The organism is Streptococcus sp. HMSC064D12, from assembly GCF_001837205.1.
GTDB lineage: Bacteria > Bacillota > Bacilli > Lactobacillales > Streptococcaceae > Streptococcus > Streptococcus salivarius_D.
Genome location: NZ_KV831769.1, coordinates 18,233 through 43,971, shown reverse-complemented (window position 1 = coordinate 43,971; position 25,739 = coordinate 18,233). Strand labels below are relative to the sequence as shown.

Annotated in this window: 25 protein-coding genes and 1 other annotated feature; of the genes, 5 read left to right on the top strand and 20 right to left on the bottom strand. The window is 41.7% G+C overall.

Going from position 1 to position 25,739, the window contains the following annotated elements; all coding sequences use genetic code 11:
- Positions 1 to 31 precede the first annotated feature (31 nt).
- Together HMPREF2697_RS09655 and HMPREF2697_RS09650 are read left to right on the top strand one after the other, a co-directional pair.
- The gene (locus HMPREF2697_RS09655) at positions 32 to 793 is read left to right on the top strand and encodes an NUDIX domain-containing protein (RefSeq protein ID WP_070850527.1); all 762 of its coding nucleotides are present in this window, start codon (positions 32 to 34) and stop codon (positions 791 to 793) included.
- Positions 794 to 861: 68 nt separating this feature from the next.
- Positions 862 to 1,365, top strand: a complete 504-nt coding sequence (locus tag HMPREF2697_RS09650) for an HdeD family acid-resistance protein (protein ID WP_070850519.1) — start codon at positions 862 to 864, stop codon at positions 1,363 to 1,365.
- Positions 1,366 to 1,443: 78 nt separating this feature from the next.
- Here the strand turns inward: HMPREF2697_RS09650 and HMPREF2697_RS09645 are convergent, their stop codons facing one another.
- The 13 genes from HMPREF2697_RS09645 to HMPREF2697_RS09585 form a co-directional block, all read right to left on the bottom strand.
- The gene (locus HMPREF2697_RS09645) at positions 1,444 to 3,324 is read right to left on the bottom strand and encodes an ABC-F family ATP-binding cassette domain-containing protein (RefSeq protein WP_070850517.1); all 1,881 of its coding nucleotides are present in this window, start codon (positions 3,322 to 3,324) and stop codon (positions 1,444 to 1,446) included.
- An 82-nt stretch (positions 3,325 to 3,406) separates the two neighbouring features.
- Positions 3,407 to 4,609, bottom strand: a complete 1,203-nt coding sequence (locus HMPREF2697_RS09640; protein ID WP_045769276.1) for a CCA tRNA nucleotidyltransferase — start codon at positions 4,607 to 4,609, stop codon at positions 3,407 to 3,409.
- Positions 4,606 to 5,373, bottom strand: coding sequence for a 4-hydroxy-tetrahydrodipicolinate reductase (gene dapB, locus HMPREF2697_RS09635; protein WP_013990119.1), 768 nt, complete (start codon positions 5,371 to 5,373; stop codon positions 4,606 to 4,608). The genes HMPREF2697_RS09640 and dapB overlap by 4 nt, the downstream gene beginning before the upstream one ends.
- 59 nt (positions 5,374 to 5,432) lie before the next feature.
- Positions 5,433 to 6,275 carry a DegV family protein gene (locus HMPREF2697_RS09630; protein ID WP_013990118.1) on the bottom strand — a complete coding sequence of 281 codons (843 nt, stop codon included), beginning with the start codon at positions 6,273 to 6,275 and terminating at the stop codon, positions 5,433 to 5,435.
- A 1-nt stretch (position 6,276) separates the two neighbouring features.
- The gene (locus HMPREF2697_RS09625; protein ID WP_002885550.1) at positions 6,277 to 6,651 is read right to left on the bottom strand and encodes a DUF1149 family protein; all 375 of its coding nucleotides are present in this window, start codon (positions 6,649 to 6,651) and stop codon (positions 6,277 to 6,279) included.
- 199 nt (positions 6,652 to 6,850) lie between these two features.
- Positions 6,851 to 7,546, bottom strand: coding sequence for a GNAT family N-acetyltransferase (locus HMPREF2697_RS09620; RefSeq protein WP_014633551.1), 696 nt, complete (start codon positions 7,544 to 7,546; stop codon positions 6,851 to 6,853).
- A gap of 56 nt (positions 7,547 to 7,602) precedes the next feature.
- On the bottom strand, positions 7,603 to 7,893 hold the full coding sequence (rpmA, locus tag HMPREF2697_RS09615) for a 50S ribosomal protein L27 (protein ID WP_002885483.1): 291 nt from the start codon (positions 7,891 to 7,893) through the stop codon (positions 7,603 to 7,605).
- A 35-nt stretch (positions 7,894 to 7,928) separates the two neighbouring features.
- The gene (gene rplU, locus HMPREF2697_RS09610; RefSeq protein WP_002885597.1) at positions 7,929 to 8,243 is read right to left on the bottom strand and encodes a 50S ribosomal protein L21; all 315 of its coding nucleotides are present in this window, start codon (positions 8,241 to 8,243) and stop codon (positions 7,929 to 7,931) included.
- Between the two features lie 40 nt (positions 8,244 to 8,283).
- Positions 8,284 to 8,358, bottom strand: a sequence feature (ribosomal protein L21 leader region).
- A 112-nt stretch (positions 8,359 to 8,470) separates the two neighbouring features.
- Positions 8,471 to 9,007 carry a GNAT family N-acetyltransferase gene (locus HMPREF2697_RS09605; protein WP_045769294.1) on the bottom strand — a complete coding sequence of 179 codons (537 nt, stop codon included), beginning with the start codon at positions 9,005 to 9,007 and terminating at the stop codon, positions 8,471 to 8,473.
- A gap of 4 nt (positions 9,008 to 9,011) precedes the next feature.
- A complete protein-coding gene (gtfB, locus tag HMPREF2697_RS09600; protein WP_045772166.1) occupies positions 9,012 to 10,331 on the bottom strand; it encodes an accessory Sec system glycosylation chaperone GtfB in 1,320 nt (439 codons plus the stop codon).
- Positions 10,324 to 11,835: an accessory Sec system glycosyltransferase GtfA gene (gene gtfA / locus HMPREF2697_RS09595; protein ID WP_070850516.1), complete on the bottom strand. Its 1,512-nt coding sequence runs from the start codon at positions 11,833 to 11,835 to the stop codon at positions 10,324 to 10,326. The genes gtfB and gtfA overlap by 8 nt, the downstream gene beginning before the upstream one ends.
- A 105-nt stretch (positions 11,836 to 11,940) precedes the next feature.
- Positions 11,941 to 13,164 carry a tRNA uracil 4-sulfurtransferase ThiI gene (thiI, locus tag HMPREF2697_RS09590; RefSeq protein WP_045001918.1) on the bottom strand — a complete coding sequence of 408 codons (1,224 nt, stop codon included), beginning with the start codon at positions 13,162 to 13,164 and terminating at the stop codon, positions 11,941 to 11,943.
- A 54-nt stretch (positions 13,165 to 13,218) separates the two neighbouring features.
- A complete protein-coding gene (locus tag HMPREF2697_RS09585; RefSeq protein ID WP_013990112.1) occupies positions 13,219 to 14,364 on the bottom strand; it encodes a cysteine desulfurase family protein in 1,146 nt (381 codons plus the stop codon).
- Between the two features lie 108 nt (positions 14,365 to 14,472).
- On the opposite strand from HMPREF2697_RS09585, the gene HMPREF2697_RS09580 reads away from it, so the two are divergent.
- A complete protein-coding gene (locus tag HMPREF2697_RS09580) occupies positions 14,473 to 14,934 on the top strand; it encodes a DUF6556 family protein (RefSeq protein WP_045769279.1) in 462 nt (153 codons plus the stop codon).
- A 44-nt stretch (positions 14,935 to 14,978) separates the two neighbouring features.
- Complete coding sequence (locus HMPREF2697_RS09575) at positions 14,979 to 16,223, top strand: bifunctional folylpolyglutamate synthase/dihydrofolate synthase (RefSeq protein WP_014633558.1); 1,245 nt, start codon at positions 14,979 to 14,981, stop codon at positions 16,221 to 16,223.
- 277 nt (positions 16,224 to 16,500) lie between these two features.
- Here the strand turns inward: HMPREF2697_RS09575 and gorA are convergent, their stop codons facing one another.
- The 5 genes from gorA to HMPREF2697_RS09550 form a co-directional block, all read right to left on the bottom strand.
- Complete coding sequence (gorA, locus tag HMPREF2697_RS09570; protein ID WP_013990108.1) at positions 16,501 to 17,853, bottom strand: glutathione-disulfide reductase; 1,353 nt, start codon at positions 17,851 to 17,853, stop codon at positions 16,501 to 16,503.
- A 146-nt stretch (positions 17,854 to 17,999) separates the two neighbouring features.
- Positions 18,000 to 19,976, bottom strand: a complete 1,977-nt coding sequence (locus HMPREF2697_RS09565; RefSeq protein WP_013990107.1) for a PTS fructose transporter subunit IIABC — start codon at positions 19,974 to 19,976, stop codon at positions 18,000 to 18,002.
- Positions 19,973 to 20,884 carry a 1-phosphofructokinase gene (gene pfkB, locus HMPREF2697_RS09560; protein ID WP_002885581.1) on the bottom strand — a complete coding sequence of 304 codons (912 nt, stop codon included), beginning with the start codon at positions 20,882 to 20,884 and terminating at the stop codon, positions 19,973 to 19,975. The genes HMPREF2697_RS09565 and pfkB overlap by 4 nt, the downstream gene beginning before the upstream one ends.
- The gene (locus HMPREF2697_RS09555; RefSeq protein WP_014633945.1) at positions 20,881 to 21,627 is read right to left on the bottom strand and encodes a DeoR/GlpR family DNA-binding transcription regulator; all 747 of its coding nucleotides are present in this window, start codon (positions 21,625 to 21,627) and stop codon (positions 20,881 to 20,883) included. The genes pfkB and HMPREF2697_RS09555 overlap by 4 nt, the downstream gene beginning before the upstream one ends.
- A 212-nt stretch (positions 21,628 to 21,839) precedes the next feature.
- Complete coding sequence (locus HMPREF2697_RS09550) at positions 21,840 to 23,447, bottom strand: ribonuclease Y (protein ID WP_002885478.1); 1,608 nt, start codon at positions 23,445 to 23,447, stop codon at positions 21,840 to 21,842.
- A 143-nt stretch (positions 23,448 to 23,590) separates the two neighbouring features.
- On the opposite strand from HMPREF2697_RS09550, the gene HMPREF2697_RS09545 reads away from it, so the two are divergent.
- On the top strand, positions 23,591 to 24,073 hold the full coding sequence (locus HMPREF2697_RS09545; protein ID WP_002885585.1) for an S-ribosylhomocysteine lyase: 483 nt from the start codon (positions 23,591 to 23,593) through the stop codon (positions 24,071 to 24,073).
- A gap of 28 nt (positions 24,074 to 24,101) precedes the next feature.
- On the opposite strand, the gene HMPREF2697_RS09540 is transcribed toward HMPREF2697_RS09545, so the two are convergent.
- Together HMPREF2697_RS09540 and accD are read right to left on the bottom strand one after the other, a co-directional pair.
- A complete protein-coding gene (locus tag HMPREF2697_RS09540; RefSeq protein ID WP_002886662.1) occupies positions 24,102 to 24,872 on the bottom strand; it encodes an acetyl-CoA carboxylase carboxyl transferase subunit alpha in 771 nt (256 codons plus the stop codon).
- Positions 24,869 to 25,735, bottom strand: a complete 867-nt coding sequence (accD, locus tag HMPREF2697_RS09535; protein WP_045769285.1) for an acetyl-CoA carboxylase, carboxyltransferase subunit beta — start codon at positions 25,733 to 25,735, stop codon at positions 24,869 to 24,871. The genes HMPREF2697_RS09540 and accD overlap by 4 nt, the downstream gene beginning before the upstream one ends.
- Positions 25,736 to 25,739: the final 4 nt, after the last annotated feature.

Below are 25,739 nucleotides of genomic sequence, written 5' to 3'. Positions count from 1 at the left end.
TTGAACTTACAATAAATAGAGGAGGAAACCTATGACTAAAGCCTTCGAAAACTCTGGTAGTGAAAAGGAATTTTTGGACATCTATCGGCGAGAGGAAATGGATAAGTACGTTAAGCCCTCAGTGACCGTTGACTCGGTCATCTTTCGCTATTATGAAGGAAGAGTCCAAACCTTACTTATCAAGCGAAAAAACCATCCCTTCATGGGGAAATACGCCCTCAGTGGTGGCTTCGTTCAGGAGCAAGAAGATCTCAATCTAGCTGTCTGTCGCGAGGTACAGGAGGAAACATCCGTTAAACTCGACCCTGATCATATTGAGCAACTCATTACAGTGGGAACACCTTATCGGGATCCTCGAATGTGGACCATTACAGTGGCTTATCTATGCTTTATGGCCTTTAATGACATTCAAGTGGAAAAGGCTGCCGATGATGCAGCGTCTACGCATTGGTTAGACATCACCATGGTAGACGGTCAACTGCAACTTGTTGATGGCGAAAAACAACTGTCACACGATGACCTCGCCTTTGACCACTGGGAAATCCTCTTAACGGCTATGGAACGTATCAAGGGGCGACTCGAATACTATCCAACGATCCTTTCCATTATGCCCGAGGAAAACACCTTGACCACCTACCGTCAACTTTTTGGTACCTTTAATGAGGATTACCTCAAGATGGATTCCACAAATTTCTTGCGCCGTTTTAAACACCTCTTCCAAAAAACAGGTCGTCAGGTAGCTACGAGAACCAGAAAGGCTGCCACCTACACTTATCACATCAAGCCACTCTAAACTGGGTCTTTGTTTGACAATTTGATACTTACATAGTAGTATTAAGAAAAATTAATAAGAGGTATCCTATGAAAAGTTTTACATTGATTAGTGGAATTCTCATTACACTCTTGGGTGTCTTTTTCTTCGCTAATCCTACAAACCTTCTTGCCATCGTTGGTTGGCTGTTTGCCCTAGTGATGCTCATATCTGGTGTTTCAAGTCTCATGGTTTATTTTAAACGAGATAACGAAAACCGCTCCTTCTTCCAACTGCTTCAGAGTATCATTTCCATTGTTTTTGGGATTATTTTGCTATCAACATCAGCCTGGGTGCTCTCAGGTGTAGCTGTAACCATTATCGCTTGGTGGCTTCTTGTCTCAGCCTTTACACAAGGTTTTCAAGCTCATCGCCAACGTCAATTCGGCTTCTCAGGACAACCTGCCCTGTCAATCGCCTTAATTTGTCTGGTATTTGGGCTCTTGCTCTTTAGTGCTCCGTTTTTCTCAGCCTTTCTTATTGGGCGCTTGGTAGCTTCCTTAATTATCTTTACGGGTGCTTCAGTCCTTTCCTTTTCATTCCGCTTGTGGTAAGAAGAAACCAAACACTACATAAACATAAAAAAGCCTTGCAAATGCAGGGCTTTTGTCATACTTTGATTACTAAAGAGCTTATCCCTCTAGCTCACTCAAATACTCATAGCGTTCATACTTTTCAAGTAGGGTTTCGTTAGCAGCATCCAAATCACGTTGAAGGGTAGCTAACTGTCCATAATCGCTAGCATTTTCAAGCATAGCTGCTTCAATCTCTTCGATCTTAGCTTCAAGGTCAGCAATCTCATCCTCGATGGTCGCCCACTCTTGTTTTTCAAAGTAGCTCATGCGTTTTTTGTCTTCTTTGACTTTCTCGACTTTAACGCTAGCTTGCTCTTTTTCCTTCTCTAGGAGGGCTGATTGCTCTTGTAAGAAGGCTTTTTCATCAAGGTAGTCAGTGTAGTTACCAAAGAACTCTCGCACGCCACCCTCTTCAAAGGCTAGAATCTTATTAGCTACCTTGTCCAAGAAATAGCGGTCGTGACTTACGGTAACGACAGGGCCGCCAAAACCATTAAGGAAGTTTTCCAAAACCGTCAAAGTTGCAATGTCCAAATCATTCGTCGGCTCATCCAAGAGCAGAACGTTAGGCTTTTCAATCAGAATCTTAAGTAGATAAAGACGTTTCTTTTCCCCACCAGAGAGCTTGGCAATCTGTGTCCCATGGGTAGAACGAGGGAAAAGGAATTGCTCCAAGAGCTCTGTGATACTGGTTGTTCCAACCGTTGTCTTAACTTCATCTGCAACTTCTTGCAAGTAGTTAATGACACGCTTGCTCTCATCCATATCTTTAATTTGCTGTGAGAAATAACCAATACGTACCGTCTCACCAATATCTAGGACACCAGCTGTAGGCACAAGGTCACCATTAATCAGATTGAGCAAGGTCGATTTCCCGACACCATTATCCCCAACAATACCGATACGATCACGATTTTGCATGATAAGATTGAAATCACTGAGAATTTGCTTGCCATCTTCATAAGCAAAATCGACATGCTCGAAGTTCACTACCTTCTTACCAATACGGCTGGTCTCAAAGTTAATTTCAAGATCGTCATTATTAACTGTTTGGTGAACTTCACCCTTAAGATCCTTAAAGCGATTGATACGAGCTTGTTGTTTAGTCGCACGTGCCTGTGGTTGCGTTCGCATCCATGCTAACTCCTGCTTATAGAGTTGCTTTTTCTTGTGAAGGGCTGCTGCATCTCGTTCATCTTGTTCGGCCTTTAGACGCACATAGTCTTGATAATTCCCTTGATATTCAATCAGATTAGCCTGGTCTAACTCAAAGATACGTGTGGCTACATTGTCCAAGAAATAACGGTCGTGGGTAATAAAGAGTACCGTCTTTTTAGAAGACTTGAGAAAATTCGTCAACCAAGCAATAGTATCAATATCCAAATGGTTGGTTGGCTCATCCAAAAGCAAGAGATCTGCATCATTTAAGAGAACCTGAGCCAACTGCACACGACGACGAAGACCACCTGAGAGGTCCCCGACCTTTTGCGAGAGATCTGACAATCCCAACTTAGACAAGACTGTCTTAACCTCGCTCTCAATGGACCAAGCATCTAGACTATCCATCTCAGCCATAACCTTCTCCAAGCGAGCCTGATTCTCCTCAGAATAATCTGACATAAGGGTTTCATATTCACGAATCAAAGCCATCTCACGAAGGTCTGATGACAAGACTGTATCAAGCACTGTCTTGCTATCATCAAATTCTGGCTCCTGAGTCAAATAAGCAATCTTATAGCCATTAGCCTTAGTGAAAGGTGACACATCACCATCAAAACCAATACGCTCAGAGACAACATCTAGCAAGGTTGTCTTACCTGTCCCATTGACACCAATAATCCCAATACGATCCAAATCATGGATAATGAATGAAATCTCTTTAAAAACCGTCTTGTCTCCAACGGACTTGGTTAATTTTTCAACAATAAAATCTGACATCTTACTTCCTTTTTACAAATAACACCGCTACGGATCCTACGCATGCTCTGTAGCGGTGTGTCATTTTTAAACGTCCGTAGACTTATTTCATAGCTTGAACAAAGGCCATAATAGCTTCCTTGTCATTAGCTAGTTTCCCATCAACGATGGCATTTTCAATGGCTTTAAGTGTACGTCCAAGGTCCGGACCAGGTTTGAATCCTAGCTCCTTCATCAGTGTGCCACCATTCACAACGATTTCGTGCTTATCATGGATGAGCAACTGACCATCCAAATCGACAATACGCTCATAATCAACGTCCAAGCCCTGGGCCTGCCTCAAAGTCTCAGCCGCCTCTAAGAGCTCTTTACCATACTGATAAACATCTTGTTTAGTCACGGCTCTCTCCAAACGGAAATTGAAAATCTCAATCAAGGACTGAACTGTCTTTTGGAAATTAACAGACGTCTTCCATTTTTTAAGGAAAGAGCGTGGATTATCATGCTTGAGAGCCAAAAGAGTTGCCGCCCAAGCCTGTTCAGAACTTGTAAATCTAAAGTCCTCCACATAGTCTGCCACAAAAGACTGCCATTCTTCAGCAGTTTCTTGAAAATCCGGAAGGTACTGATAAGCCTTAGTCGCTAGAAGCGCCTTGATTCCTTTTTTCCAATGTGGTGCCAAAAGCAACTTATCGAACTCGATGAAACTTCGCTCAATCGAAATCTTTTCCAGAAGCGGGCCATGGCTGGTCATAGCCTGAAAAGTTTTTTCTTCGATATCAAAGTCTAAACTCGCGGCAAAACGTAGCCCTCGCATGATACGAAGGGCATCCTCGTTAAAGCGTTCCTCAGCCTTACCAACAGCCCTCAAAACACGGTTGTCCAAATCAGCAAGACCATCGAACTTATCGATAATCTCAGCATTTTCATTGAGAGCAAAAGCATTGACTGTAAAATCACGACGCTTGAGGTCTTCTTCCAATGAACGCACAAAGGACACGCTAGACGGACGACGGTAATCTACATAGACGTCCTCTGTTCGGAAGGTCGTCACCTCATACTCACCGCCATTTTCCAAAACCAAAACGGTCCCATGCTCAATACCGATATCCACCGTACGCTCGAAGATCTGCTTGGTCTCCTCAGGATATGAAGATGAAGCGATATCTACATCATGAATGGGACGGTTAAGAAGGGCATCACGTACCGAACCACCAACAAAGTAAGCCTCAAAACCCGCAGCCTTAATCTTCTCTAATATTGGTAAAGCCTTCTGAAACTCAGAAGGCAAATAACTTAATCTCATAGTAAATGTTCCAAACCATAAACAAGCTGAGCACGTTTAACCACTTCTTTAATACCGAGGTTAACGCCACCCATAAAGGAAATACGATCATAAGAATCATGACGCAAGGTCAAGCCTTCTCCTTGGCCACCAAAGATAACCTCTTGGTGAGCCACAAGTCCGGGCAAACGTACACTGTGAATACGGAAACCATCAAACTCAGCACCACGTGCTCCAGCAAGTGTTTCCACCTCATCCTCAGCACCTTGACGTTTTGTTTCGCGAACCTCACGGATAAGTTCAGCTGTTTTCACCGCTGTACCTGAAGGCGCATCTTTTTTCTTGTCATGGTGAAGCTCAATGATTTCAAGATCTGGGAAATATTTACTAGCTTCTGCCGCAAACTTCATAAGAAGGATAGCACCAATAGCAAAGTTAGGTGCAATCAAACCACCAATAGACTTGTCTTTAGAAAGGTCTGTCAATTCCTGAATTTGTGCTTCAGTAAATCCTGTGGTACCCACAACTGGTGCAAAACCATTCTCCAAAGCAAAACGAGTATTTTCATAGGCAACAGCTGGCATAGTGAAATCCACCCAGACATCTGCGTCAAAGCCAACCAAACCCGCTTTATCTGTGAAGACAGGAACACCGTCCACTTCTTTTTCTGTCGCAAATGGGTCAAGCAAGGCAGCCAAAGTCAATTCGTCATCTCCCTTGACCATTTCAACCGCAGTTGAACCCATTCTTCCTTTAAATCCAGCAACAATAACTTTAATAGACATGTTATTTTCCCTCTCTATTGATCTTAATCATAGACAAGCCCATCCCAGATGGATAGTACTTATTTGGTAAATTTAGGTGTTAGACCTAGTACTAGCGCTCCTTCACCCAAGTGTGTCGCAATTACAGCACATAAGGATACCACTGTTGAAACGCTAATTCCCTCTGCTTCTAGCTGCCTTTTAAAATCTTCAGCTTTTTCAGGAGCATTCGTGTGAAGAATACTAAGTTCCATTTCACGATTTTCCTCAGCTAGAGCAACCAAACGTTTCACAGCTTTCTTCTCTGTACGCACCTTTTCAAAAACAACGATTTTTCCTTCGTCATTAAAATTCAAAATAGGTTTGATAGACAAAAGATTTCCTAAAATCGCCGAACCATTCGACAAACGGCCACCCTTAACCAGATGATTAAGATCATCCACAAGAATATAAGCCGTCGTTTGATCAACTTGTTCCTCAAGCTTCTTCAAAATGCTCTCAAAAGACATCCCTTGGGCTGACCAATGCAAAACGTTTCTCACCATGGCTCCCATAGGAGCTGCTGTGATTTTTGTATCAGGAAAAGCAATCTTCAACTTGGCATGGTCCTCAATCAAAATCTGACTATTGGCCCAAAAACCAGAGATTCCTGAAGAAAGGAAAAGCCCAATGACATGGGTATAACCTTTCTCCTCCAACTCCGTAAGCAAGTTATCCAAGTCAGCTAGATTAGGTTGCGACGTCTTGAGCAGTTCCTCAGAGTTTGCCATTTGCGCATAAAACTGATTGACATCCAAGTTTTTTCCTTCAACAAAAGGCTGCCCCTCAATGATGACCGGAATATCTAAAACATAAACATCAGCATGGCCCTGAATTTCAGCAGGGAGATTAACCGATGAATCCGTAATAACTGCAAGAGACATCTTAGAACTCCAAATTGATACCTGGACGATCCAAGGCAATTTCAGTTACTTCATAAGTCAAACGTTGAAGCGTATCCAAGAGCGGTGCAGCCAAGGCTTCTGCTTCTTCTTGTGAGAAGTCTTTTGGTTCATTGACGATACGGTTTTGAATGTGGTCCATTTGAGAAACAATCCCTGAGATAACAAACTCATCACGGACAATCATAAATTGCAAAACAGCTACAACAGACGTATTGTTAGCTTCTTCATCTTTATTGTGCAACTGGAAAGTTACTTCAACATTTGTTTTAGGAACACCATTCTCTTTTTCCCACTCATGGTTACGAACATCATAGTGGTAACGGTTAACAAATACTTTTTCGCGAATTAAATCCATTAGTCATATTCTCCTTGATACAATTACTCTTTATTATAGCATAAATATGCTTTATTATGGGAATATTATTGACAGAAAAATGAGTATTTAGACTGATTTTGACAGCGATAATAATCACTAGAAAAGTAGGAGCTTTGATTTAGGACTAAGACTACTAAAATAAGGCTCCTTCATCAGAAGAGAGCCCTTATATTGCCAGCTAACAGTCTCTTAAAGAATGTTTCTGCTGTCCCTTTTCATCAAAATTCTCAGGAGCTAGCCAATTCTCAAATCGTTTCTTAAGTGCTGGCCACTCACTCTCAATAATCGAGAACCAGTCCGTATCACGGCTACGTCCCTTATAGATAGCATGGTTACGAAAACGCCCCTCATAGGTGAACCCTAAACGCATGGCAGCATTGGCAGAAGGACGGTTAAGACTATCACATTTCCACTCATAACGACGATAGTTAAGATCTTCAAAGACATATTTCATAAGCAGGTATTGAGCTTCTGTGGCTGCTCTAGTCTTTTGTAAAGCAGGTGCCAAAATCACTCGACCCATCTCAACACTACGATTTTTCGGCGTAATAGCCATAAGTGAAAAGGTTCCTAGAACCTTACCTGAAGCCTTATCCCTGATAGCAAAGAAATAAGGATTCTGGGATTGCTCATAATCCTCCAAACACTGACGTACAGCTTCTTCAGATTCAAATGGATCCGCATACATATAGGTCCAATCAGAAAGAATCTGATTAGTAAAGTAAAAGTCTAAAATGTCCTTATAATGCTCTGCAACCGTCAAATGTTCAACGCTACAATAACGACCTTCTAATAGAGCAACATCTGGCATCTTACCTGGACTAGCATCCGCTAGACTTGGCCCCACTTCTTGTTGGTAGTGATTTAAAGGCATAAGATTCTCCTTTTTCATAAAGAAAAGCCTACACAAAAGTGCAGACTTTAGCTTAATTATTTAGCAACTGGGTATACAGATACTTGTTTTTTGTCGCGACCTTTACGTTCGAAACGTACAACACCTTCAACTTTAGCGAAGAGTGTATCGTCACCACCACGGCCTACGTTTACACCTGGGTAGATGTGTGTACCGCGTTGACGGTAAAGGATTGATCCACCTGATACAGTTTGTCCATCAGCTGCTTTAGCACCAAGACGTTTAGCTTGTGAATCACGACCATTGGAAGTAGAACCCCCACCTTTTTTGTGGGCGAAAAGTTGCAAGTTTTCAAGAGTTTTCAACATAAGATTGTGTCCTTTCTTAGTGATTAGTCGCTAACTTACGCGTTGATAGCGTTGATAACAACTTTTGTATAAGGTTGACGGTGACCTTGTTTACGGTGGCTACCTTTTTTAGGTTTGTATTTGAAAGTAACAACTTTCTTTTGTTTACCTTGTTTTTCGATAGTTCCGACAACAGTAGCTCCCTCAACAACTGGAGTACCTACTACAGTTTTATCACCACCGACAAGAACAACTTCGTTAAAAGTTACTTCTGATCCTGCTTCAGCGTTGATTTTTTCAACGTAGATTGCTTGACCTACTTCAACTTTAACTTGTTTTCCACCAGTTTTGATGATTGCGTATGTGCTCATGATGCACCTCCTATTAAGATTTTTAATGTGTCTGAGGTTTCCCTCTGTGAAGACTCGCCTAGTACTGCGGGGACGAACCCACTTGCAAACAGTAGTCGTGCGGTTGCACAGGACGTGCATTTAGTCAACGTTACAATTCTATCATTTTTTCCCTCTAATGACAAGAGAAAAAGTTATTTTGATTATTCTTATTCTGCTCATTGATATTTAGCCAAGTAATGATTCCCCTACTCAACCCTTATACCATATTTTCCTAAGAAGGTCTTAGCTAGATCCTGCTCTAAATCAGCTAAACAAAGGCTCCTATCCGTTGTCAAAATTTGATAGCGTTCAGTCCCCTCGAAATAGAAGTGATTCAATAGCTGATAGCCATTTCGCTCATAAAATGCTAAACGTTTTAAGCGCTGATTACGGTTAGAAGCATCCTCCTCATCCATGGGTTCAATCGTAAGCACACACGGTCGTACCCCTGCTTCTTTCTTAACTTGTGCCAAAATCTGACTGCCATATCCCTGAGATTGTTTACTTTCCTCAACTGCAAGAAAAAGTAGGTAGACCAGGTTGCCAGTATAAATGGTATAGGTCAAGCCAACGAAGACTTCCTGATCAAAGTAGGCCAAGAAAGATTGTCCTCTTTTCAAGCCGTTCCAAGACAATTGCCAGAGTGGGAGACGCTCCTCCACAGGAAAAGCCGCTTCATAAAGCGAAGCGACCTTCTTAAATGTTGATGTCAGAGGATAAATGTTACGAACCTCTAATGTCATTTCCCTAACCAATAATCTTCTTATAATCTTCTGGTGTTGCTACATGAGCATGCTCACGTTGACGATCAAGCAAGTGATTAAGGAAGTCACGGTTACCCAAGACTTCTTTAAGCGTTTGCTTAAATTGACCAGCATTCATTGGTGAGAAGATATTACTTGGCGCGGTATACTCAGGACCATGGCTAGTGTTCGTAAAGGCAAGGATAAGCAAGTTATTTTCAAAGGCAGCACGTGTCGCTGACAAGATTTCATTTTGATGATTAATATCCAAGTAGAAATCAGCTTCCTTATAAAGACGCTTAACCTGCTCTGTCGTAATATTAGGATAGAGACTAACATTACTATATTTAGCCAAATCCATCAAGCGACTTGACATTTCTGTGATTGCCCCAACATGATAGTGCATTGTAGGCACTTCACTGACAATGCTTTCCAAATGTTCAATCTGGTCTGAGTTGGTCAAGATAAGCGCTTGATTTTGGAAGTTGTTCTGACGGGCAAATGGATACATGAAGCCAAGGAAGGCCACGCGAGAAGCTTGCTCTGGACTAACCAACTTTAGAAGATTCGTATAAGCTATGTAATCTTGTACAACAATCTTAGTCTGACGATGGTTGCTCTCAAGAAGCAGACGCATATTCCCAGGAACTGAATCAGTGATAGGTTCTTGCCAGAAGAGAACGTCTTGACCAGAATTTGGAAGATTCATAGTTGTCAAGAAAGGTGTCGCCAATGAGTTGTATAGAATACGACTCAAATCATAACCAGCTTCTTTAAGATAGAAGACGACAAATTCAGATTTGTTTTTGAAAATGTAGACCTTGTCTTTCCAATTCAAGATAACGTCTTTAGTCAAATGGTTGATGACGATAACTTCCTTGTTGTCTGGAGTGAAATAGCTCGTAATGGTCGCTTCTTGCTTAACATTGTAGGTTGTTTGTGAGAAACGGTAGCCCTTGTTATTGTAGCGTTCAGTCACGCGCAAGCGTCCTGACTCATCATACCAGTCCACTGCTTTAACCAGACGTTGGTGAGCAGGATGCGCATAATGAATATGACCACGTTTCTTATCAAAACGGAAGATTTCCGCATTGCTATTCGTTCCTATAATTTCCCAGTAGTCAGGCACAGGGACCTGATTAAAGTAAAGTGCAGAACCTTGAACCTTGTCAAAACCAGTGAAATAAAGGTAAGGTGAGGTCACATCACTAGGCAGAAAGCCATCATCTGAAAGACAAACTGTTGTATTTACATAGCCAGCGACAATCAGTGAGTAATGGAGATCCCAACTACCCTGACTATAGTTTTCAAATAAATTAATCATGACTAGTCATCTCCTTTACTAAGTTAAGCCACTTCTGCTCGATTTCCTCTGTCAAAAAGCCTTTGGCAATATCATAAGAGACTTGATGAACATAATCCAAATCTGAGCGATTGAAAAAGGCTACAATTTTCTCCGCCAAGGCAGCTACGATAGCAGGCTCATCATCTTTTTCAAAACGAGGAATGAGGTACCCATTTTCATTATCCTTGATAAAGGTTTGGTTCCCATAACGAACATCAAAACCAATCATACCTAGACCAGATCCCACGGCTTCTAGAAGTGTCAAACCAAACCCTTCACTCTTAGAACCTGATAGGTAAAGTTCGTAGTCCTTGTAGACTTCTGTCAAGTCTTGGTGACCTTTAAGGTGGATATAATCCTGAGCTTGATTTTCCTCGATAATGGCCTTAAGTTTGGCTTCTTCAGCACCTGTTCCATAGATATCAAAGTTTACTTGTGGCAGACTTTCTTTAGCCTTAACAACAGCCTTGGCCAACCAGTCCACGTGTTTTTCATTGGCCAAACGTGAGGCTGTGATGATTGAGAATGGTTTACGCTCTCCTTCAGGCTTTCTCAGTTTATCCACACTTCCCACAGGGATGGTTACGATATGAGGTGTAAATGGTGTGTATTTATTGAACTGATCTAGCATAATGCTACGTTGGCGCTCTGTCGCTGTGATAAAGAAATCAACCTTATCTGCATTGCTGAATTGGTACTCGTAGAAGTTATTCCATAAAATAGTCTTGTCTGTCACAGCATTTTCACTAAAGTGCTCTGCATGGACCACAACCCCAAGCTTAGCAGGTTTGGTGTTACGGAAAACAGCCTGTCCCGTACCAGTTGCACGGTCCAAAATGACGATGTCCTGGTCAGTTAGACCAAGTTGAGACATGAAGTAGGCGATAAATTCATGCTTAGATGACAAAATCTTATCTGGAAAACGGAAGACACTATCCTTACCATCAACAATTTCATCATAGGCAACACTACCATCCTCATTGAAGAAACGACGTTGATAGAGGTGCGCCTTATTGTCTACCGGTGTGTAGTACTCCGTGAACATCTTAGTGTAAGAGTAAAAGTCTTTACGGATTAAGCAACCACGCGATACTTTTTCCACACGGTGAACGATATCTTCACCCTCTTTACGCAAGTAGGCTGCATAGAAGATATCTTCCTTGGCACAAAAGAGCTTAACCACTTTACCATTAATCTCACGACGCGTGATGTCATAAGGAATTTCCTTTTCCAAATCCTTGACAGTATAGGTCGTTGGAGCAATTTTTAGGTCTGTAAAATAGCTGTAGAGCCAGATGATATCTTCATCCGCAAACCCCATGTTACGGGTCAAATCAGAAAGATTGTCCTGCAAGAACATATCCATAAAGACAAATTTGGCCTTAATCCCTGTGTTTTTGAAAATTGTAGAACGATAGGCCTGGGCGTATTCAACACCACTTGATGCCCAACCGATTCCTAAATTGATGTTATAAACAGTCATGTATTTTCCTTTCTGGGTAAAAGTTCAACATCGACATTTCTTTTTCGACATACCTAACTCTAGTAACAGCTAAGCACTACTATGTTAGTACTATAGCCTCCTAGACTAGAGCAAGTCTTCAATAAGTGTATCCACTTCGTCTTGCGCCTCTTCAATAGGTGTGATTTCAGTCACCATGATTCCTGCAACCGCACGTTCAACCAAGGCGTCAACATCCATACGACGTTCATATTGTTCGACATTTTTGATTTTTGGATTAGTTTTTGGACGGTCAGGTGCAAAGATGGTACAACAATCCTCAAAAGGTTGGATGGAAATGTCAAAGGTATCAATTTTTTGTGCCAAATCAATGATTTCCAACTTGTCCATAGTGACAACTGGGCGAATCACTGGCGTACATGTAACAGCATTAATCGCCTGCATAGACTCCATAGTCTGACTGGCAACCTGACCAAGACTCTCACCGTTGATAATCACAAGGCCTCGGCGTTCTTCACGAATACGGTCCGTAATACGCATCATAAAGCGACGTGTCAAGGTCATCAAATAAGCTTCTGGCGCTTTTTCTTTGATTTCCTCTTGAATTTCAGTAAATGGTACTTCGATGAACTGAATATTACCACCAAATTTAGTCAACTTACGGGTCAAATCTTGAGCCTTTTTAAGAGCTCCAGGGCTAGTGTAAGGAGGACTTGCAAAGTGGACAGCTTCAATATCTACGCCACGTTTAAGGGCAAGATAGCCTGCCACTGGCGAATCAATCCCACCTGAAAGCATGAGCATTCCTTTACCAGCAGTACCTACAGGTAGACCGCCTGCTCCTTTGATTTCCTCGTGAGAAATATAAGCCGCCTCAGCACGAATTTCTACCTTAAGGTTGACATCTGGTCCCTTCATCTGAGCCTTAATGTCAGGCAATACATCAAAGACTGCATTTCCTAAAGTAAGATTGAGCTCGCGACTGTCGAGAACAAAGTCATGGTCACTACGTTTGGCAGTTACTTTAAAAGTGAGACCATCACGATAGAGTCCAGTCATAATGTCTTGAACAGCTTTTTTCAAAACTTCGACATCTTTTTCAAACTTGTAAACAGGACTAAAGGCTTGAATACCAAAAATTTGCTTCAAAGACTCTGCTACTGGCTCGTAGTCTGTACCATTGAGGTAGATATGTCCACGATCTCGATCAAAAGTCACTTTAACATCTGGATAGATGGATAGGACATCCTTAATATTATTTCTAAGTTTATTGATAAATCGCATACGGTTTTTGCCCTTAGTAGACAATTCACCATAGCGAACCATAATTTCTGAATATGTTAGTGTCATTCCTTTTCCTTTTAAATGTGAATTTAGTTTTATTGTTTAATCGATTAAATCTTGCTATCTCACTTTTTGTGTCTTGGCGTAGACCTGCTTGAAAATCGTGAGGAACTGTTCCACCTGTCCCATATCATTGTCATCATCAAGACTGATACGAACAGCTGTTTGAGCTAACTTAGTCGGTACACCCATAGAAATAAGGGTTCCCGCTGGTTTACCCGCCTTAGATGAACATGCTGATGTCGTTGAAATATAGATTTGATGCTCTTCAAAAGCGTGGACAATAACTTCACCTCGAACACCCTTGATTCCAAAGGTCAAAATATTGGGAGCAAAGTCTTCACCCTCACCTGAGAAAATAGTAATATCCTCGTACTTAGCCAATTCGTCAAAGATAATCTTTTTCATCTTGGCAATTTTAGGAAGAGAAAATTCCTCTTTGTCAGTGACCAAGCGCAAGGCCTTGGCCATACTCGCAATCCCAGCAACATTTTCAGTAGTTGAACGAAAATCTTTTTCTTGACCACCACCGGTTAAGAGTGGCGTAATCTTTTTCCCTGCCTTTTTGTAGACAAAACCGACACCACGAACAGCATGAAACTTGTGACCAGAAAAAGTTGCAAAATCTACACGATCAGTTAAATAGGACGATACTGGAATCTTTCCAATAGCCTGGACAGCATCCACATGGAAAGATATGGTAGGCTCATTAGCCAAGAGATCTGAGATGGCTTGAATAGGTTGAATTGATCCGATTTCATTATTAACAGCCATAACCGAAACCAAGATCGTGTCAGGGCGTAATAATTCAGCAAGAGCTTCAACATCCACAAACCCTTGCTCATTTACTGGTGCATAAGACACCTCGAAACCATGCTCTGAAAGCCATTTGGCAGATTCTTTTACCGCAGGGTGTTCAATATCAGAAACAATGATGTGTTTGCCGTAAGGCTCTTTTTCGAAAGCTACACCTTTGATGACCCAGTTATCACCTTCGGTTCCTCCAGACGTAAAGAAAATCTCATCGGCTGATTTTCCAATGAGTTCCGCAACTTGCTTACGAGAAGCCTCCAAAATACGTGTCGCAGATGTTCCTAATTGGTGTAGGCTGGATGGGTTCCCAAAAATTTTAGTAGCCACTTCTTGATAGGTTCTAAGTGCCTCTGGATAAGGCACCGTCGTGGCTGAATTATCAAAATAAATCATGATTTTTCCTCGATTTTTATTTACTATTTATTATAGCATAATTTTTTTAGCAATTTTTGCGAGAAAATCATATAATAGAAAGTACGAAATATTTTTAAGGAGAGCATCATGTCTGAAAATTACTCACGCCGTAATCATTCATCAAAAGAAGAAAAAAAATCTGCCCCAAATGTGACTGAACACGTTACAAAAGGCTTCACTGCCTTCCAAAAAGTCCTTACTGCCGTCGGGACAATTTTGTCAATCATCGTGGCTTCAATCACCATCATGAATTTCACAGCCTCTAAAAATAAGGACACTTCTGATTCATCAGCCAATCAATCAACTGTAGTCATCAAAGAAGGCAATAATAAGACTCAAGAATCAAGTGCTACCTCATCTAGTTATGGAAATGCGACTGATTCAGAAACAGAAACAAGTAGCCAAGCAGGAACTAACACCTATTCGTCATCTGCAGATACAACAACGGGTGGCAATACGACTACCTCTTCATCAGCAGCTACTGCAGACACAACATCTGGCAATGCGACTACTGGTGGCGCAACAACTGGTGATGCCGCTTCTAACTAAAACATATAAAAGGCTAGGAAACCCTGCCTTTTTTCTATAATCCTATGAACTATACAGAAACTCTAAATTTTATCCATTCTTTCAAGGGCAATGGCCGTCGCCCTCAACTCGAACGTATGCGTTGGCTCTTGAAACAAGCCGGAAATCCTCAGACTCACTTTCCAACGGTGCATATAGTCGGGACCAACGGTAAGGGATCAACAACTAGCTACCTACAAAATATCCTAACAAAGTCAGGCTATCAGGTCGGGACTTTCACCTCCCCTTATATCACTCGCTTCAACGAACGTATTAGCATTAACGGCACAGAAATCCCTGATAAAGATTTGATTAGCCTTGTTGCGAAAGCTCAGGTTCTACTCGATGATTTAGAAGAGCACACTGCTTTTGAGCGACCAACGGAATTTGAATTGGTCACCTTACTCATGTTCCTCTACTTTGACCTTAAACAGGTTGATATGGCTATCATTGAGGCTGGAATTGGTGGACGCCTTGATTCGACCAATGTTCTTTCGCCAGAGCTTGTCATCTGTACTTCGATTGGCTTTGATCACACTGAGACCTTGGGCGATAGCCTTTTGGACATTGCCAATCATAAGGCAGGCGTCATGCGAAAAAACACACCTATCTTACTTGGTCGTGTCTCTGCAGAAGTTGAACATTTCTTCAACCAAAAATCACATGACCTACAAGCTCCTTTAGCCATCATTGATAGGGAAATTCAGCTGCTTCCGAAGGACAATCAAACGATCCAAATTTCTTATGACCATTGGGAAAGTCCAAATCTTAAGCTACCAATGTTAGGACAGCATCAAGAAAACAATGCTGGGCTAGCTGTCACTGCTGCCCATCTCCTAGCTCAAACATTTCCTAAGATTACCGATAAGAGCACCCAAGAGGGAATCGAAGAGACGCATTGGCCTGGTCGTAGTGAGTGGATAGGAAATAACATTTACCTAGATGGTGCTCATAATCCTCAAGGAATTGCTAGCTTAAAACAGGTACTAAAAGATAACTTCGCTAATCGTAGGGTACACATCCTCTTTGCAGGACTTAGACGAAAGCCTTTGGCAGACTTACTAGAGGAATTGAAAGATTATGATATAACGGTAACCAGCTTTGACCTTTTTGAGGCACTGCCCTTGAATGACTATCCCAAAGACTTCAAACGTGTAGCCGACTATAGAGACTGGCTAGCACAAGCTGAATCAGCAAATCCTGATGACTTATTTGTTGTCACTGGATCTCTTTACTTTATCTCAGAAGTAAGAAACTACTTAATTAAATAAAATAAGGCCTGAAGGCCTTTTTTATTTAGACAGTCTATAGCTTTACACAAAGTGTAGGCTGCTATTTGAACACAAAGAAAAGTCTGAAACTCTCAGTTAACAGACTTCACTTGTCTATCGCATCGTTACAAATTCTTCTGAACCTGTTGGATGGATGGTTTCCATAGCCAAAAAGGCTATGGAAATTCGCAAGGGAATTCCCTTGCGATTACTTTCAATTGAAGCCATTCAGACACAAAGAAAGGTCTGAAACTCTCGGTTAACAGACTTCACTTTTCTATCTCATCGTCACAAATTCTTCTGAACCTGTTGGGTGAATGGCAACCGTATTATCAAAATCAGCCTTAGTTGCTCCCATCTTAATGGCCACAGAGAAACCTTGAATCATCTCATCAACACCATAGCCAATACCGTGAAGGCCAATGATTTTTTCATCCTCACCAAGCGTTACTAATTTCATAGTTGAAGGCTGACGATTGTCTCCAAGGGCCGTATACATTGGTGTGAAACTAGATTTATAAACCTTAATATTCTCCGCACCATACTTAGCGATTGCTTTTTCTTCAGTCAAGCCAACAGAACCAATAACTGGATGGCTAAAGACCACGGTGGCTACATCAGTGTAATCAAGCTTAGCATCAGCTTTATTGTTGAAGAGTCTCTCTGACAATTGACGTCCAGCCTTGACTGCAACTGGTGTCAAATCAAGTTTACCAGTTACATCGCCAAGGGCATAGATTCCAGGAACAGATGTATTTTCAAACTCATCCGAATAGATTGTTCCTTTTTCAGTCAGTTTAACACCTGTCTTTTCAAGTCCAAAACCAGAGGTGTTGGCTGCGCGTCCAATAGCCCAGATGAGGCAATCAACAGTAATCGTTTCTCCATTATCAAAACTAATGGTCAAGGAATCATCTGCATTCTTCACTACCTCTGTCACATTAGCATGCGTATGGAGGGTCGGACCAGATTTAGCCATTTCATCAACTAAAACATCAACGATATCCTTATCAAAGGTACGCAATGGACGATCTTTACGCACAAAGAGGTGTGTATCACTTCCAAGAGCATTGAGAACACCAGCAACCTCAACGGCGATGTAGCCAGCACCAATAACAGCTGTACGTTTTGGCACCTCATCTAGTTCAAAGAAACCATCGGAGGTAATCCCATATTCACTACCTGGAATGTTTGGATAAAGGGCGTGACCACCAGTCGCAATAAGGATATGGGGTGCTGTATAACGCTCACCCGCTACTTCAACCGTATGAGGGTCAACAAATCTTGCATACTCGTATACACGTTCAACGCCATTGCTATCAAAACCACGCTCATAAGAACCATGGATACGGTCGATATAAGCCTGACGATTGGCCTTAAGCGTTGCAAAATCAAACTTATTAATCGTCACATCAAAACCGTACTCACCTGCATAACGGTGAAGGGTTTCAGCAACCTGAGCACCATACCACATGACCTTTTTAGGCACACAACCTACATTGACACAGGTACCTCCGACCTCTTTTCCTTCAAAGAGAATAACCTTAGCACCATGCATGGCAGCACGATTGGCACTGGCAATACCACCAGAACCACCACCAATGACAATATAATCGTATTCTTTTACCATATTTTACCTCTTATGTTGCTTTATACAGCGTATTAGCTACTAGATAGCCATTTCTGCCTATACTTTATCATAAAATAGGTACCCTGACAAAAATCTGCTACGACACAAAAAACAATCCCGTCACGACGAGATTGTTTTGTCATATCTTATTTATCAAGTGGCTTGCGGAGGAATCCGAAGAGGATACCTGATACCACAGCACCAATCAAGATGAAGAGAAGGTAGAGAAGGGCATTTGATGTGAGGGCAATTACGAAGATACCTCCGTGTGGTGCCATCAATTTGATTCCTGCCATACCTACAAGAGCACCTGTAAGAGCTGAACCGACGATAAAGCTTGGGATAGCGCGTGCTGGGTCAGCTGCACCAAATGGGATCGCACCTTCAGTGATGAATGAGAGTCCCATAACGATGTTTGTCAAACCAGAGTTGCGTTCTTCTTCAGAAAATTTATCTTTAAACAAGAGTGTTGCTACAAATACTGCCAACGGAGGAACCATACCAGCCGCCATAACTGCTGCCATAACAACTGAACCACCTGAAGTTACTGTTGCTGCGAGAGTACCTGTACCAAAGACATAAGCTGCTTTGTTGACTGGTCCACCCATATCCACTGCCATCATACCACCAACAAGGAGACCAAGTAGTACGGCTGAGCTTCCTGACAAGCTTGACAAGAAGTTATTAAGACCAGTATTAATTGCTGCCATTGGGATATTTACTGCCAACATCAAGAAACCAGTAGCAAATACACCAAGAAGTGGCAAGAGCAAGATAGAACGGATTCCTTCAAGGGCACGTGGAATACCTGCCAAGAGTTTACGAAGAACAAGGATAACACCACCTGCAAGGAAACCACCAACAAGAGCTCCAAGGAAACCTGAAGATACGCCAGCAAGGGCAAGGGTTGCTTTACCACCTGAAGCAAATGGAACACCACCAAAGGCTGCACCACTTGAAGCAATAGCACCAGCTACGAAACCTGATACCAAACCTGGTTTTTCAGCGATAGAGTAAGCAATGTAACCTGCAAGTACTGGAAGCATGAAGCCAAAGGCAGCGCCACCAATTGCCTTGAATTGAGCAGCAATTTCATGGTAAGAACCAAGTTGTGACAATTGATCTTTAGGAACACCCATGATTTGGTCAAGTAAGAAGGCAAGCGCAATCATGATACCACCACCGATAACGAATGGAAGCATTTGTGATACCCCACTCATCAAGTGTTTATAGAAGGCACCACCGAGGCTCAATTTCTCACTTGATTCTTGAGCAGCTCCAGCATTTTCGGCATGGAAGACTTCAGCCTTACCATCCAAGATATTTTGGATTAATTCTTGAGGTTGACGAATACCTGCAGCGACTGGTTTAGAAAGCAATTTTTTACCATCGAAACGTGCTGTTTCAACTGCCTTGTCTGCTGCTACGATAACACCTACAGCCTTACTGATTTCTTCGGCAGTCAAAGGTGTTCCGACACCTGAAGCACCGTTAGTTTCAACACGAACATTGACACCCATTTCTTCACCTGTTTTAATTAGTGATTCTTCAGCCATGTAAGTGTGAGCAATACCAGTTGTACAAGCTGTTACGGCTACGATAAGTGGTTTATCGCTTGAAGCTGCTTCTTTAACAGCTTGTGCTTTCTTAGCTTCCTCAGCTTGTGCTTCTTCTTCACCCGTATTGAAAGCAGCAATCACTTCATCTGGAGAAGTCACCTTACGCAAACGATCTGCAAAACCATCTTGCATAAGGTATTTTGACAACTCAGCAAGGGCTGCCAAGTGAGTGTCATTTGCTCCCTCTGGAGCAGCAATCATAAAGAAGAGGTCTGTAGGTTGACCATCAAGTGATTCGTAATCTACACCTTTATTAGATTTAGCAAAAAGTACTGTTGCTTCTTTTACTGCAGCATTTTTGCTGTGTGGCATAGCGATTCCATCACCCAAACCAGTTGATGTTTGTGCTTCACGAGCCATAATACCTGCTTTGAAAACATCAAAGTCAGTCACAACACCATTGTCAACCAAGCTGTTAATCATTTCATCGATAGCAGCTTCTTTTGTAGTTGCTTGAAGGTCAAGCAACATTACTTTTTTGTTCAGTAAATCCTGAATTTTCATAGTTTTTCTACCTCTACTTTATTGTATGTTTCTTTAATAAATTCAATTGTCGCTAAGTCATCTGAGAAAGCTGTAGATGTTCCACACGCTACTCCCCACTTGAGAGCCTCAATCGGATCACCAGATTTAACAAACTCACCAGTGAAACCAGCAACCATAGAGTCACCCGCACCAACAGAGTTTTTAACTGTTCCCTTGATTGGTTTGGCAAAATAAGCAGCCTCTGGTGTGACAAGCAGCGCTCCATCACCTGCCATTGAGATGATAACGTTCTGTGCCCCCTTAGCAAGGATTTCACGCGCATATTTTTCAACATCAGCCAAACCATTAAGTTTGACATTGAAAATAGCTTCTAACTCATGGTTATTTGGTTTAACCAAGAGTGGTTGGTAAGCCAAGGAATCAAGCAAGGTTTGTCCTTCAAAGTCACAGACAACCTGTGCACCCGTTTCACGCACTAGTGGAATCAATTTGTTATAGACCTTATTTCCAAGATTGCTTGGTGCTGATCCAGCAAAAACAACCACATCATCGGCACTTACACTTGAAAGAACTGCTTCCAATTCAGCCAATTGATACTCATTAATGACAGGTCCTGCACCATTAATTTCAGTTTCTTGGTCAGCCTTGATTTTAACATTAATACGTGTGTCTTGATCCACTGCTACAAACTTGGTTTTAATGCCCTCTGCATCCAAACCATCTGTCACAAAACGTCCTGTAAAACCACCGATGAAGCCCGTTGCAGTATTATCAACACCTAAGCGTTGCAAAATACGACTAACATTAATACCCTTACCGCCAGCGAACTTATCATCACTCTCCATACGGTTAACTTCACCAATCTCTACTTTATCGATACGAACAATGAAGTCGATTGATGGATTCAGCGTTACAGTATAAATCATACTTCAATAACCCTCGTTTTCTCTTTTAATTCTTTTAGGAGCTCTTCTTCCGAAGCATTTGTAATTATGGTTACTTTTTCAACCTCAGCTACCTTAGCATAGGTAATCTGACCAAGTTTAGAGGCATCAGCTAGAACATAGGCTTTTTGCGCATTAGCTATAACCGTCCGTTTGATAACTGCCTCTTCCATGTCTGGTGTGGTGAAATAATGAGCATCAACGCCATTAGCACCAATGAAAGCACAATCAAAATTCAGTTGTCTGATTTGCTCTTGAGCAGTACTTCCAATAGACGCATCCGTTGAATGTTTAACCTTTCCTCCAACAATCCTAGTGCTAACACCAAGATCTACCAGCTTAACCGCATGATGGATAGAATTAGTCACAACCGTTACCTGACGATTGGCCAAATGTGGAATCAAAAGTTCATTTGTTGTACTAGCCTCAAGAAAGACGACATCACCTTCCTTAATCAAATCGGCAGCATAACCAGCTAACTGAGCCTTTTCTTGAACGTTTCTAATAGCTTTTTGACTATTGGCAATTTCTTCCTTTAGACCATGAATGCTTTCAGCACCACCATGAACACGTTTAAGTTGGCCATCTGCCGCTAACTCGTCCAAGTCACGACGAATCGTCGACTCGGAAGTATCACTTAACAAAACAGTTAGGTTTTCCAAAGTGACAAAACCATCTTGTTTCAACTGAGACAAGATAATCTGCTTACGTTCAGACTTTAGCATAATCTCTCCTTCTGTAATCGTTTACAGAATCTATTATACTCAATTTTTAATAACTGTCAACTAAAATCAGTCAAAAAAAATCAAAATATTTCATTATAAAATACTAATCTACCAAAATGACGCAATTTGATAAGAAAGTTCTTACATTTTCAAAAAGAATACAACCTTTCAGTATCAAGTGCAAAATAAAAAAGCCTTGCGGCTCTCTTATCTTATTTGGCATAGTCAACTGCACGGAATTCACGAATGACTGTAACCTTAATATTTCCTGGGTAATCCAAGTTCTTCTCGATTTGTTCACGTACCTTGTGAGACAAGATTGTAACTTCATCATCTGAGATTTTGTTTGGATGAACCATAATACGAATCTCACGACCAGCTTGAAGGGCGAAGCTTGTTTGAACACCGTCAAAGCTTGATGCAATTTCTTCCAAATCACGAAGGCGTTTGACGTAATTCTCAACAGATTCATTACGAGCCCCTGGACGAGCCGAACTCAAAGCATCTGCTGCAGCTACAATAACTGCAATGACGCTCTCAGGTTCTACATCGCCATGGTGGCTGGCAATAGCGTTAACCACAACTGGATGTTCTTTGTACTTACGTGCAAACTCAGCACCAATCTCTACGTGACTACCTTCGACTTCTTTGTCAATGGCTTTCCCCATATCGTGAAGGAAACCAGCACGACGAGCGAGGGCAACATTCTCACCCAATTCACCAGCCATGATACCTGCTAGTTTACCAACTTCAACTGAGTGACGAAGTACGTTTTGACCATACGACGTACGGAACTGCAAGCGTCCCATAATCTTGATCAAATCAGGGTGAAGATTCATAGCGCCAATTTCGTAGGCTGCCTCTTCACCATATTCACGGATACGGTTATCCATTTCCTGACGGCTCTTCTCAACCAACTCTTCAATACGAGCTGGATGGATGCGTCCATCCTTAATCAAGGCTTCGAGAGTCATACGTGCAATTTCACGACGAACGGGATCGAAACCAGAAAGGACAACCACTTCTGGAGTATCGTCAATAATAACGTCAATACCTGTTAGACTTTCAAGCGTACGGATGTTACGCCCCTCACGTCCAATGATACGACCTTTCATATTGTCATCTGGAAGGTGAACAGTAGTTACTGTTTGTTCAGTAACATAATCTCCAGCCAAGCGTTGCATAGCTTGCGCCAACACGTTTTTGGCTTTCTTATCAACAGTATCTTTAACCTGTGCTTCTGCATCTTTGATACGTGTTGCAATCTCATGAGTCAGATTATTCTCAGTCTCCGTTAAGATTACCTCACGCGCTTCTGCAATGGTCATTTGACCAACACGTTCAAGTTCAGCCTGCTTCTCAGCCTCCAACTGAGTCACATTCTCTTCACGCTCATTAAGATGTTTAGATTTGTCAGCAAGACTCTGCTCTTTCTTCTCGAGGGCAAGTTCTTTACTTGATAGATTTTCATCCTTACGATCAAGGCTAGTGGCACGTTCTGTCAAACGATTTTCCATCTGTTTAAGCTCTTGACGTTCAGATTTGAATTCTTTTTCAATATCTTCTCGATATTTTCTAGCTTCCTCTTTTGCTTCTAACAAGAACTCTTTACGTTGAGCCTTACTCTCGCGTTCAGCAGTCACACGCAGATGATCTGCATCATGCTCTGCCTGACTACGAAGGTTCACAGCGTCTTGTTCTGCCTTTAGCAAGGTAGTTTCTGCTTGTTCCTTAGCTTTGCTAAGTTTAATAGAAATTGCTAAATATCCAACGACTAAACCAATGAGTGCAAAGACAACTAAAATTATCATGTTTATCATGTCTTTACCTCAACTTTTCTAAGGTTTCCCTAAAGAAAACCGTCTTCTAGTGTATCATATTTATAGCGATTTCTCAAATATATACTAGAACTTTAAACTGATTTTATGGTATCATAACTCTATTAGAATAGGGAGGTATTACCATGCCAAAAGACGTTACTGTTGAAAGTTTTGAACTTGATCACACCATTGTAAAAGCACCTTATGTGCGTCTTATTTCAGAGGAAGTTGGACCTAAAGGAGATATCATTACAAACTTTGATATCCGTTTGATTCAACCTAATGAAAATAGTATTGACACAGGTGGTCTTCACACTATCGAACACCTACTCGCTAAACTGATCCGTCAACGTATCGATGGACTTATTGATTGCTCACCATTTGGTTGCCGTACAGGCTTCCATATGATTATGTGGGGTAAACAAGATCCTACAGAAATTGCTAAAGTTATCAAATCTAGTCTTGAAGCTATTGCTAACGAGATTACATGGGAAGATGTTCCAGGAACTACCATTGAATCTTGTGGTAACTACAAGGATCACAGTCTTCATTCAGCTAAGGAATGGGCTAAACTTATCCTCGAACAAGGTATCTCAGACCAAGCCTTCGAACGTCATACCGTTTAAAAAACATTGGGATATATCCCAATGTTTTTTAGTATTTTCTAAAACGTTGATAACGCGCTTCAAGCAAGTCCTCTGTTGATAATTGGCTTAATTCTGCCAACTCATCTACAATTGCTGTCTTAATTGCTTCAATAATTTCACTTGTAAAGTAACCACGTTCTGGAATCACCTTATCAACGATTCCCATATTAAGCAACTCGCCTGATGTAATCTTCATCAACTCTGCTGCCTCTTCTGAACGTGAGCCATCTTTCCAGAGAATAGTCGCAAACCCTTCCGGACTCAAGATAGAGTAGATGGTATTTTCAAGCATCCAAACCTTATCGGCTACCGCCAAGGCAAGAGCTCCTCCCGAACCACCTTCACCAATGATGATGGCAATAATTGGCACCTTAAGATCACTCATTTCCATAAGGTTACGCGCAATTGCCTCACCTTGTCCACGTTCCTCTGCTCCAACACCAGGATAAGCACCTGCAGTATTGATAAAGGTAACAACTGGACGTCCAAACTTTTCAGCCTGTTTCATGAGGCGAAGAGCCTTACGATAGCCCTCTGGATGAGGTTGCCCAAAGTTACGGTTAAGGTTATCTTGTAGGTTTCTACCTTTTTGGATACCCACTACAGTAACCGCTTGGCCATTTAAACGACCAATACCACCAATAATGGCACCATCGTCACGGAAATTACGGTCGCCATGAAGTTCGATAAAGTCATCGAAGATTCCTTGGGCAAAGTCCAAAGCAGTTAAACGGCCTTGGTCACGCGCTTCTTTTAAAATACGTGCTACGTCGCTCATTGAACACCTCCATGGAATGATAAGAGTGTGGCAATGGTATCAGCCAACTCTGTACGTTTAACAATGGCATCAACAAAACCATGTTCTTGAAGGAACTCAGCCTTTTGGAAATCATCTGGCAAAGTTTCGCGAACTGTGTTTTCAATAACACGACGACCTGCGAAACCAATCAAGGTTTGTGGCTCAGCTAAGATGATATCGCCTTCCATGGCGAAACTTGCTGTAACTCCACCAGTTGTTGGATCTGTCAATACAGTCAAATACAACAAGCCAGCATTCGAATGACGTTTTACAGCGGCTGAAATCTTGGCCATCTGCATCAAACTCATGATTCCTTCTTGCATACGGGCACCACCAGATGCTGTAAAAATAACAACTGGAAGTTTTTCCTCAATCGCATGTTCAAAGAGTTTGGTGATTTTCTCACCAACAACAGTTCCCATTGAAGCCATGATAAAGTTAGAATCCATAATGGCCAAGGCTGTTTTTTGCCCCTTGATACTTGCAACACCAGTTACAACAGCTTCATCAAGACCCGTTTTTTCCTTAGTCGCTGCTAATTTCTCCATATAACCTGGGAAATTCAATGGATTTTCAGTTTTAATACCAGTAAAAAGTTCTTGGAATGACCCCTCATCAACCGTTAAATCGAGACGTTCTTTAGCTGAAATACGGAAGGTATAAGAACAATTTGGACAAATTTTAGCTTGTCCCAAGTCCTTTTGATAAATAGCTTGTTTACAACCAGGACATTTGGCAAAAAGTTCATCTGGAACTTCTGGCACTTGGTGATCAATCCCATTACGTACAGAACGGTTAGGATTGATACGGATATACTTTTCTTTTCGATCAAATAATCCCATAAAC